This window comes from Flavobacterium sp. WV_118_3 (assembly GCF_039778605.1).
Taxonomy (GTDB): domain Bacteria; phylum Bacteroidota; class Bacteroidia; order Flavobacteriales; family Flavobacteriaceae; genus Flavobacterium.
Genome location: NZ_CP156060.1, coordinates 3176528 through 3187500, shown reverse-complemented (window position 1 = coordinate 3187500; position 10973 = coordinate 3176528). Strand labels below are relative to the sequence as shown.

General features: G+C 39.6%; 11 protein-coding genes (1 of these 11 cut by a window edge). 7 read left to right on the top strand and 4 right to left on the bottom strand.

Annotated elements, in window-relative coordinates:
- On the bottom strand, positions 1-350 hold the 5' portion of the coding sequence (locus ABFU83_RS14970) for a hypothetical protein (protein ID WP_347067088.1). The gene continues 130 nt to the left of window position 1, outside the view; 350 of the gene's 480 nt are visible here — the first part of the coding sequence; its start codon is at positions 348-350; the stop codon falls past the left edge of the window.
- Between the two features lie 147 nt (positions 351-497).
- Between ABFU83_RS14970 and ABFU83_RS14965 the strand changes: the two genes are divergently transcribed.
- The 6 genes from ABFU83_RS14965 to ABFU83_RS14940 all read left to right on the top strand — a co-directional run bounded on the left by ABFU83_RS14965 (position 498) and on the right by ABFU83_RS14940 (position 6981).
- Positions 498-1967: a polysaccharide biosynthesis C-terminal domain-containing protein gene (locus ABFU83_RS14965; protein ID WP_347067087.1), complete on the top strand. Its 1470-nt coding sequence runs from the start codon at positions 498-500 to the stop codon at positions 1965-1967.
- 58 nt (positions 1968-2025) lie between these two features.
- Complete coding sequence (gene dut, locus ABFU83_RS14960; RefSeq protein ID WP_347067085.1) at positions 2026-2460, top strand: dUTP diphosphatase; 435 nt, start codon at positions 2026-2028, stop codon at positions 2458-2460.
- A gap of 79 nt (positions 2461-2539) precedes the next feature.
- On the top strand, positions 2540-3550 hold the full coding sequence (locus ABFU83_RS14955) for a sugar phosphate nucleotidyltransferase (protein ID WP_347067084.1): 1011 nt from the start codon (positions 2540-2542) through the stop codon (positions 3548-3550).
- A gap of 1 nt (position 3551) precedes the next feature.
- Positions 3552-4907: a tetratricopeptide repeat protein gene (locus tag ABFU83_RS14950; protein WP_347067082.1), complete on the top strand. Its 1356-nt coding sequence runs from the start codon at positions 3552-3554 to the stop codon at positions 4905-4907.
- A complete protein-coding gene (locus ABFU83_RS14945; protein ID WP_347067080.1) occupies positions 4907-5674 on the top strand; it encodes a DUF4292 domain-containing protein in 768 nt (255 codons plus the stop codon). The genes ABFU83_RS14950 and ABFU83_RS14945 overlap by 1 nt, the downstream gene beginning before the upstream one ends.
- 20 nt (positions 5675-5694) lie before the next feature.
- Positions 5695-6981, top strand: coding sequence for a peptidoglycan DD-metalloendopeptidase family protein (locus tag ABFU83_RS14940; protein WP_347067078.1), 1287 nt, complete (start codon positions 5695-5697; stop codon positions 6979-6981).
- A 90-nt stretch (positions 6982-7071) separates the two neighbouring features.
- On the opposite strand, the gene ABFU83_RS14935 is transcribed toward ABFU83_RS14940, so the two are convergent.
- Positions 7072-7587: an acyl-CoA thioesterase gene (locus tag ABFU83_RS14935; protein WP_136403568.1), complete on the bottom strand. Its 516-nt coding sequence runs from the start codon at positions 7585-7587 to the stop codon at positions 7072-7074.
- A gap of 67 nt (positions 7588-7654) precedes the next feature.
- Positions 7655-8602 carry an SPOR domain-containing protein gene (locus ABFU83_RS14930; RefSeq protein WP_347067076.1) on the bottom strand — a complete coding sequence of 316 codons (948 nt, stop codon included), beginning with the start codon at positions 8600-8602 and terminating at the stop codon, positions 7655-7657.
- A 228-nt stretch (positions 8603-8830) separates the two neighbouring features.
- Between ABFU83_RS14930 and dprA the strand changes: the two genes are divergently transcribed.
- Positions 8831-9934 carry a DNA-processing protein DprA gene (gene dprA / locus ABFU83_RS14925; protein WP_347067075.1) on the top strand — a complete coding sequence of 368 codons (1104 nt, stop codon included), beginning with the start codon at positions 8831-8833 and terminating at the stop codon, positions 9932-9934.
- A gap of 34 nt (positions 9935-9968) precedes the next feature.
- Here the strand turns inward: dprA and trpS are convergent, their stop codons facing one another.
- Positions 9969-10940, bottom strand: coding sequence for a tryptophan--tRNA ligase (gene trpS, locus ABFU83_RS14920; RefSeq protein WP_136403565.1), 972 nt, complete (start codon positions 10938-10940; stop codon positions 9969-9971).
- Between the last annotated feature and the right edge of the window lie 33 nt (positions 10941-10973).

Here is a 10973-nt window from a genome sequence, read left to right as displayed (position 1 = left end):
CCACCATAGGGATACGAATACGGATCATATTCTAGAATTCCAATATTGGGACTAAGTACTCTTAAACCGACAAAATCAACCTCATAATTCTTATAAAGTAATTCCACTAACGAATAAAAATGCCAGCTATTTTCCGTTTTTACTACAGTTGTATTAAGTGGTTTTATATCGGTATCCAAAAACCAAAATTGGGATGCTGCATATTCCGGAAAGGTCTCAAGCCAATATTGATCATTTAGCTCAGAGTCATTATCCCGAGCGTCTTTAAATTTGTCAAAAACAGCTTTTAAATCGTTAAAAATTGTATCATTCGGAAAATTAAATTCAAGATAACAGCTTGGTGTTTCCATTTTTAAAGTCATTTGGAATCAAATATAAACTATATTGGAATTCTTTTTATATTATCTGCAAAATACTGATCGGAATAGAAAAACAGGAGCATAAATAAACAAAAAGAAATCCCTATTTTTGTTCGTTATTCGTTATAAGTAAATATTTTGGGATTATATAAAAACCTATTCAAGCAAACATTTATCTACGGCGTAGCGACGGTACTGCCAAGAATGCTTAGCTTTTTACTGGTTCGCCTTCATACGGACCTGATGCCAAAGAGTGACTATGGAAACGTAACCATTGTCCTTTCGTGGATGGTCTTTTTTAACGTTATCCTTTCGTACGGAATGGAAACCGCTTTTTTCCGTTTTTACAACAAAGAGGAAAACAAAAAAAGCGTTATCGAAACGACTACTATTTCGTTATTCTGGTCGTCTATGTTATTCCTGGCAATGGGATTATTATTCCGGAGTACGCTGGCCGAATGGGCCGATGTGGAAACCCAGTTTGTAACCTATGCCATCTGGATTCTGGTTTTGGATGCTTTGGTTGTGATACCGTTTTCCAAACTCAGAGCGTTCCAGCGACCGATTAAATATGCAGTGATCAAAATAGCCAACGTTACGATTAACGTTGGTCTAAACGTGTTCTTTTTAGTATTCCTTCCTAAAATAGCCAAAGCCGATCCCGACGGATTCATCAGTAGTTTCTATATTCACGATTACCAGGTAGGTTATATTTTTATTGCCAATCTGATTGCGAGTTTAGCGACGCTGTTGGTTTTCCTACCGGATTATGTCCGATTAAAATGGCATTTCAATTTCCCGTTATGGAAAAATATGATGGATTATGGATTACCGATATTATTTGCCGGGCTGGCATTTGGAATCAACGAGCATTTCGATAAAATCCTACTGGGGAAATTATTGCCGCAGAATATTGCCAAAGCAGAAGTTGGCGCTTATTCGGCCTGTTATAAACTAGGCCTTTTTATGGTATTGTTCCGCACGGCGTATACCTTGGGAATTGAACCGTTCTTTTTTAATCATGCCGATAAAAAAGATGCGCCGCAAACTTATGCGGTTGTTACGAAATACTTCGTTATTTTTGGTTCGATGATTTTATTAGGTGTGGTGGTTTTTGCCGATGTACTAAAACAAATCCTGGTTCCAAACAGCAGTTATTGGGAGGCGATGAAAGTCGTACCACTCATTATTCTGGCGAATTTCTTTTTAGGAATTTATACCAGTTTATCCGTTTGGTACAAATTAATTGACCGAACAAAAGTGGGTGCTTATATTTCCATTGTTGGTGCTGTAGTAACATTGGTACTAAATTATGCTTTAATTCCGACCTATAGTTATATGGGATCGGCCATCGCAACACTGGCGGCCTACGGAACTATGATGAGTATTTCCTATTTTATGGGAAATAAATACTATCCGATACCTTATGATAAAAAAAGAATCCTGGGCTATCTGATCGTTTCGTCAGTCCTGGCCGGACTTTCCTTTTATGTTCCGACACTTCACAATTACTATTTTGGGGTATTGGCGATCCTGGCGTTCGGATATTTTATTTACCGAAACGAAAAAGATACCTTATTGCGAATTATGAAGAAAAAAGTTGCCTGATTTTTTCTAATTTTAAAGACAATTGCAAAATAGAATACGCAAAGCAAATACATATACAATGACCATAAAAATAATTAATAAATCACAACACGCATTACCCGAATATGAAACAATAGCCTCAGCCGGAATGGATCTGAGAGCCAATATTACCGATCCGATAACGTTAAATCCGCTGGAAAGAGCTTTAGTAAAAACCGGACTTTTTATCGAATTACCGATCGGATATGAAGCGCAGGTACGCCCTCGTAGCGGACTGGCTTTTAAAAAAGGAATTACCGTACTAAACAGTCCGGGAACAGTTGATGCCGATTACCGGGGCGAGATAGGTGTTATTTTAGTAAATTTATCCAACGAGCCGTTTGTTATTGAAAATGGAGAACGTGTGGCTCAATTGGTAATTGCGAAACACGAAAGAGCCGAATGGGAGCTGGTGGGAACACTATCGGAAACCGTAAGAGGTGAAGGCGGATTTGGAAGCACCGGTGTAAAATAAACGATAAAAAGAAAAAAACGTTATATATAAATGATACTTGCTTTTAGGAAAGTATCACCCCTAAAAACATATAAAATAAATGAAGATAATTGTCCCTATGGCTGGTCGTGGATCACGACTTAGACCGCATACCTTAACAGTACCAAAACCGTTAATTCCGATTGCCGGTAAGCCTATTGTTCACCGATTGGTAGAAGATATTGCCGGGGTTTTAAATCAGGAAATCGAAGAAATAGCATTCATTATTCATAAAGATTTTGGCGACAAAGTGCCGGGCGAATTAATTGCTATTGCTGAAAAATTAGGTGCAAAAGGAACGATTTATTACCAGAACGAACCGTTGGGAACAGCACATGCCATTATGTGCGCCAAAGAAAGTATGTCGGGGCCCATTGTGGTGGCCTACGCCGATACGCTTTTCAGAGCCGACTTTACTTTAGACACCACTGCCGATAGCGTTATCTGGGTAAAACAGGTAGATGATCCGAGTGCTTTTGGTGTCGTACAATTAAACGACAAAAACGAGATTGTTGATTTTGTGGAAAAACCAAAAGAATTTGTTTCCGATCTGGCAATCATCGGTATTTATTATTTTAAAAGTGGTGAAACCCTACGTAGCGAACTACAATATTTATTAGACAATAATGTCGTAAAAGGTGGCGAATACCAGCTAACGGACGGTTTGGAAAACATGAAACAAAAAGGACTGAAGTTCGTTCCGGGTACGGTAGACGAGTGGATGGACTGTGGGAATAAAAATGTAACCGTGGAAACCAACTCCAGAATGTTGAACTTTTTACATAACGACGGAGAAACGCTGGTTTCGACAAACATTAAAAATGAAAACTCAACCATCATTCCACCGTGTTTTATTGGGGATGATGTCGTACTGATTAACGCAACAGTTGGACCAAACGTATCGTTGGGCAAAGGAACAATCGTAGATAACAGTACTATTAAAAATAGTTTGGTACAAACCAATGTCACGATTAAAAATGCAACATTAGACAATGCGATGATCGGGAATCATGCGTCGTTCGATGGTAATTTTACCAGTATCAGCATCGGAGATTATTCCGTTTTAGAATAAGATGAAAATAAAAAGACAGCTCATAATTTTTACATTGCTTGGGTTTCTGAGTGTTCCGGCATTGGTATCGGCGCAACAACAGGAACCGGATGCTATTGCTTTGGAAAACGACGAATTCCAGAATAACTTCTACGAATCGTTAAAACAAAAAGGAATCGAAAATTATGATAAAGCCATACAGTCGCTTTATAAATGTCTTAAAACCCAACCAGAAAACCCGGTGATTCATCACGAACTCGGAAAAAATTTTCTGGCTCAGAAAAACTATGCCGAAGCCGAAAAATCGTTTCAAAAAGCGATAGACCTGGATCCGAAACAACGTTGGTACTGGAATGGTTTGTATGATGTGTATTACGAAACCAAAGACTTTAACCGTTCGATTCCGGTTGTGGAGAAACTGATCAGTTTTGACAAAAAGTTCCAGGACGATTTGGTGTCTTTATATATGTACACTCAACAATTTGATAAAGCTTTAGCACTGATCAATGAAATGGATATAACCACGGGATTAACAGCAACACTGGAAATGTATAAGCTACAAATCCTGAGTGATGCCAAATTCCGAAAACCGGAAAAAGAAAACCTCGAACAGGCTATTAAAAATAATCCGACCGAGGAAAGCAATTATATTCAGCTGATCTATTTGTATTCCGAAAGCAATCAGGAAGACAAAGCGCTGGAAGTGGCCAAAAAGTTGGAAAAAGCAATACCCACTTCCGATTGGGCGCAGGTAAGTCTTTTTAAATTTCATCTGAATAACAGAGAGCCACAAAAAGCCGCCGATGCGATGTTTCGGGTATTAAAAAGCAAAAAAATCGATTCCAAAATCAAGCATCGGGTACTAAACGAATTCCTGATCTTTTCAAACAACACCAATTCCTTTAAAAAGGAACTGGCACAAGCGGTCGATTACCTCGCGGAAGATCCGAATGTAAACGTATCAAAAGAAATCGGAACCTTTTTTCTGGAAAAAAAGAAATACGCCGATGCGATTGCTTATTTTGAAAAAAGTCTGGAGCGAAAAAAAGATGATATCGGTACGATAGAATTGTTGTTGCAAGCCTACACCGATACCGGACAATATGATGCGGTTACTAAAAAAGCAGCGGATTATCTGGATTTATTTCCAACGCATGCAAAGTTGTACTTTTTTGCAGGCATGGCACAAAATCAACTAAAAAATTATAAAAAAGCCCTTGAGTTATTACAAACAGGAATGGATTTTGTTGTAGAAGACAGAGCCCTGGAAATCAACCTGAATATCCAGATGGGTGAAGCCTACCACGGTTTGGGTGATGAAAAGAAAAAAGAAAGCTATTTTATCAAAGCCGATCAATTGTTAAAACAGAAAAAATAATGAAGCGAATCAGTATCGTACTAACCCTGATAGTGTTGGTATCCTGTAAATCCAAACAAAACATTGTGACCGAACAGGGTGCATCCGAGAAAGTGGAAGTTTCGAAGATCATTCAGGGGCACTATGCCAATAAGCTCGATTTTCAAACAGCCAGTATCAGAAGTACGGTCGGCTATGACGACGGAAAAACAGCCTTGTCGATCAACTGTGATATCCGAATTAAAAAAGACGAAACCATTATGGTAACGGCCCGTGCTTTAGGACTGATCACGGTAGCGAAAGCACTGATCACACCCGAAAGAGTCAGTTTTTACAGCAAAGACGGAAAATATTTTGATGGGGATTACCGTTTATTAAGTAAATGGCTGGGAACCGACCTGGATTTTAACAAAGTTCAAAACCTACTGTTGGGAAGAGCAATCGACGATCTGACAAAAGCAAAATACAACGTTTCAATTGAAGGGGAAAAATACAAGCTAAAAACGAAAGAGGGCAACAACATTATCAAAGAGTTTTTGTTTGAAGGCGCCAATTTCCTGCTAAAAGACCAGATTGTTTCGCAACAAAACCCGTTGCGTTCGCTGGAAGTAAATTATCCGGCCTATAAATCCTATGATAAGGCCACATTGCCATTGAGCATGAACATTGATGCTTATGAAAAAACAAAGGTAAAAATCGAGGTGAGCTATAACAGTATTAGTTTCGACGAAAAACTGAATTTTCCGTATACGATTCCGGAAGGCTACGAAGAAATAATTATTGACTAAATTTGAAAAAAATATAAAAAATGTACAAAACCCGCTTTAGTATATTGTTGTTATTGCTATCCGTAATCTCCTGGTCGCAGACGGAAGACAAACAGCGTCAGCTAGAGGAGCGAAAAGCGCAAATCCAGAAAGAAATCCGAGAAGTACAAAAACTCCTTCAAACCGAAAAAAAGAAGGAGAAATCGGTATTGGTACAAATATCACAGCAGAGCACCAAAATCAAATTAAGCGAAAAATTAATCAATACCACGCAAAAGCAAACGCGGCTATTAACAGACGATATTTATTTAAAACAACTTGAGATTAATAAACTGGGTCGGGAATTAACGGTTTTAAAAGAGGATTATGCCAAGATGATTGTCAAATCCTACAAGAGTCGTTCGGAGCAAAGTCGGATTATGTTTGTCCTTTCTTCCGAAAACTTTTTGCAGGCGTACAAACGGATTCAGTATATGAAACAATATGCGAGCTTCCGAAAAATGCAAGGAGTAGAGATCAAAAACAAAACCCTGCAACTTCAGAATGCTACCGTTGTTTTGGAGACCAAGAAAAAGGTTAAGGAAAAACTGATTGTCGAAAGTGAAAAAGAAAAACGCGAACTGGAGGAAGACAAAAAAGAGCAGGAAAAATTGATGAAAGTAATCCAGAAAGACCAGAAAAAACTGGCTGGTGACATCAAGAAAAAACAGGAAGAATCCAGAGCGATCGACCGACAGATTCAGCGATTAATCCGTGAAGCGATTGCCGAAGCCAACCGAAAAGCCAGGGAAGCGGCGGCAGCATTAGCAGCGCGAAATAAAGCAGCAGGTAAAAAAACAGAAAAAGTTGAAGCAACACCAGCGGCAGCCGAATCGACTACAAAATTCTATTTAACACCGGAAGGTAAAGCCTTAGCGGATAATTTCAGAGCCAATAAAGGACGTTTGCCGTGGCCGGTAGAAAAAGGATTTGTATCCTTAGGTTTTGGTGATCAACCGCACCCGATTCATAAAAGTCTTATCGTTCACAACAGTGGTGTGGAAATCAGTACCGAACCGGGAACCAATGCCAGAGCCGTTTTTGGAGGCGAAGTACTACAGGTACAGGTGATTTCAGCGAACAATAGAGCGGTATTTATTCAGCACGGGGATTATGTAACGGTTTACCTGAACTTAAGTAAGGTATTTGTTGGAAAAGGAGACAAAGTATCGATCAAACAAAGTATCGGTGAGATCCATACGAACTCATCCGGTAGAGCGGTTCTGAAATTCCTGATCTCACAAAATACCACAACGCTAAATCCACAAAGTTGGTTAGCGAATATGTAAAATGGTATGGCTACACCTTACAGGTTTCCAAAACGGGTCAGGTGTGATCAGTAAATAAAAAAATCCCCTTGAATTTTCAAGGGGATTTTTTTATTCCTGCATAAACAATGCTTTTAATTCGGTTGCTTCATGTGGTTTCATTTTACCGGCAAGTACCAGACTTAATTGCTTGCGGCGCAATGCGGCTTCAAAGCGTTTTTTCTCTTCTTCGGTTTGTGGCACTATCGCCGGAACTTCTACAGGTCGTCCGGTTTCATCAACGGCAACAAACGTATAAATGGCTTCATTAGCTTTATTTTTAATACCCGATTCACGATCTTCGATCCATACATCAATAAAAATTTCCATAGATGTCTTAAAAGTACGGGATACTTTCGCTTCAACCGTAACTACACTTCCCAACGGAATCGCCCGGTTAAAGGCAACGTGATTTACCGAAGCGGTTACACAAACGCGACGGGAATGTCTTCTGGCTGTAATACTGGCTGCACGATCCATACGTGCTAATAATTCACCTCCGAAAAGATTATTTAAAGGATTGGTTTCACCAGGCAACACCAAATCGGTCAAAACGGTGATCGAATCGGATGGAAATCTTTCTTGCATCTTTTTTTATTGCAAAGATAACAATAGAAGCATAAAAAAATCCTGAAAAATTCAGGATTTGATAATTTTAAAGCTCTTTGATAAGCACCCAGGCTTCTTTATTATGGTGTTTGTGAATTTCTCGTAATTTTTCCTGAGCATCAGCATACGACGTAAAACTGCCGTATAAAACGGGATAAAGCCCGAAATTATTTTTTTCCAGACGAACCGGTTCGTAGCCTAAACGTGTCAATTCGTTAAAGATACGTTCGGCATTGGCTTCACTTCGAAAAGCACCGGCCATAATATGGTACGGCTTGACCACTTTTGTCTGGTTGTTTTTAACGTTTAACGTTACCGGAGGTAGTGGACTTTCGATAAAGAAAGTAGCCTGCTGAATTTCATGCTGTACTTTTTCCTGCACATTTTTCGTAACCAGGATATTTTCTTTTTCAATTTGCTGAGCGCTATATGAATTATACGCAGCAGCACCAACACCTAAGGATAGGGTGAAAACTGCGGCATATTTTAAGAAGGCATAATTTTTCTTTCTTTCCGGCGTAAAGATAATCGGTGCTTTTTCTTCCAGTTCTTCAACCTGTGCTTTTAGGACTTCTCTTTTGATGGAAGGTGACACGACTGAAGTCAGACCGAAAGAATCCGAAAGGTAATTTACCGAAGCTACCGGTTCGAAAACCCAGTTAAACTCAGTGTTAACAGTTATTTCTCCGATGTTTTTTAACGTTAATGCTTCGCGACGTTGTAGCTTTTCAATCCATGTTCCTACTTCGTGTTGGATAGTGCGTACCGCATCTTCATACGGCATGTTTTCCTGTAGTGCAATATGATTGGCCAACAATCCGTCGTTGTTTTTCAAATGCGGATTAAAAGACACCAACTTTTTAGGAGGATAGAACGTGTTCGTACTTCCATTCAGTTGTGCCGATTGGATTTCAGTTAAAAATGCGCCAAACCCAGGAACGGTAACACATTGATAACGATATAACAAAGCCGAGATGTAGTTTTCTATCTTCATATCTACAAAATTAGATATTCAATAGTGAATCCCAAATTTTATCAACAAATTTTATTAACAATTGAAATATAGTTGTAAACCGCTGGTTGTTAGTTTTTTGTTTGGGGTATCTTCGGAATTAAGGCTAAATACGACCGAATGGAGGTCAGAATTTGCCCGTTTAAGGGACAATTTGAAAATATGATTCTAAAGGAGTAACTTACTAATTGCTTTATTCGATTATGCGTGATGAAAGATACAGAATTGTTTTACACATTAGCACTTTTAAAAGTAGCGGGAATACGGAATGTAATTGCGAAAAGATTGCTAAATCACTTTGGAACGGCCGAAAAAATATTCCATGTACGGTCGGGAGAATTGTTGGCGGTAGAAGGGATTGGTACCATACTTTGTAATAAGCTTCGCGATAGAACCGTTTTTAGTGCTGCAGAAACGGAACTCAAATTGATCCGGAAACATAACATTCAGGCGGCATTTTTTAAGGACGACAATTATCCGTACCTCCTGAAATATTGTAATGATGGCCCGGTACTGTTATTCTCAAAAGGAAACATCCGATTGGAACAGTCAAAAATAATCAGCATTGTAGGAACGCGACAAATAACCAGTCATGGAATTGCCTTTTGTCGTAAGTTAATTGCCGATTTAGCACCGTGGAATCCGGTAATAATTAGTGGATTAGCCTATGGAACCGATATAACGGCTCATAGGGAAGCGATGGGAAATAAACTGCAGACAGTTGCCGTATTGGCGCATGGTTTAAACCGGATGTATCCGGCGGCTCATGCCCGGTTTCAGCATCCGATTATGGAAAATGGCGGTTTTCTGACTGAGTTTTGGAGTGATGCCAAACCCGAGCGGGAACATTTTATCCAAAGAAATCGTATTATAGCGGGTATATCGGAAGCAACCATCGTAATCGAAAGTGCCGAAAAAGGCGGCGCATTAATCACGGCGTATATGGCCGATGGTTATAATCGGGATGTTTTTGCCGTTCCGGGAAGAACTACCGATGTGTTCAGTTTCGGATGTCATACGCTTTTAAAAACGCAACGGGCACAGATATTAACGGAAGCAGCCGATCTGGTTTATATGCTCAATTGGGATCGGGTAGACGTTGCTGAAAAAGCGGTACAGCGACAACTTTTTGTCGAATTGGAACCGGACGAACAAAGTATATACGATTTTCTGTCACAAAACGGAAGGGAACTACTCGATCTGATCGCACTCAATTGTCAACTTCCGGTTCATAAAGTGTCGTCATTGCTATTACGGATGGAATTAAAAGGAGTTATCCGCCCGCTGCCGGGTAAGCTGTTCGAAATATTGTAAAACAAAACAGAGCGGAAATTTCCGCTCTGTCTTTTTATAAATATCCTAATTTTTCACGAACGCGTTTTAGAACACCGTTTGCAATTGCGCCGGCTTTTTCGGCCCCTTTTTGCAACAGTGCGTCTACTTCGTCCAGATGATTCATGTAGTAATGGTACTGTTCCCGTTCTTTTTTGAATTTTTCCACGATCAGTTCAAACAGCGCCTGTTTGGCATGGCCGTAACCGTAATTACCACCCAAATAATTGGCTCGCATAGTTTCGGTAGCTTCCGGAGTTGCCAGTAATTTATAGATTGCAAAAGTATTACACGTATCCGGGTTTTTTGGAGCTTCCAGTGGCGTACTATCCGTTTCGATGCTCATAACCTGTTTGCGCAATGCTTTATCATCCAGGAAAATATTGATAAAATTATTTCGGGATTTACTCATTTTATGGCCATCGGTTCCCGGAATGATCATAATGTGTTCTTCGATTTTCGCTTCCGGTAATACAAATGTATCCCCCATTTGGTGGTTAAATCGTGAAGCGACATCGCGTGTGATTTCCAGGTGTTGTAACTGATCTTTTCCAACCGGTACAAATTCAGCATCATATAATAAAATATCAGCGGCCATTAACATGGGATAGGTGAATAATCCTGCATTAACATCGCTCAGGTGATCGGCTTTGTCTTTAAACGAATGCGCCAGTGTTAGTCGCTGGTACGGAAAAAAACAACTCAGATACCAGGATAGTTCTGCCGTTTGTGGAACATCCGATTGCCGATAGAATGTAATTTTATTGATATCCAAACCGCATGCAAGCCAGGTTGCAGCAACACTATAGGTGTTTTCACGTAATGTTTTCCCGTCTTTTATCTGTGTAGCCGAATGTAAGTCGGCAATAAAAAGAAAAGATTCGTTCTCGGGCTTATTGGCCATTTCAATAGCCGGTAAAATAGCGCCGAGTAAATTTCCTAAGTGTGGTGTTCCTGTACTTTGAACACCGGTTAAGATTTTTGCCATTATTAAATAATTTTCTGCAAAGGTAACGGTTTT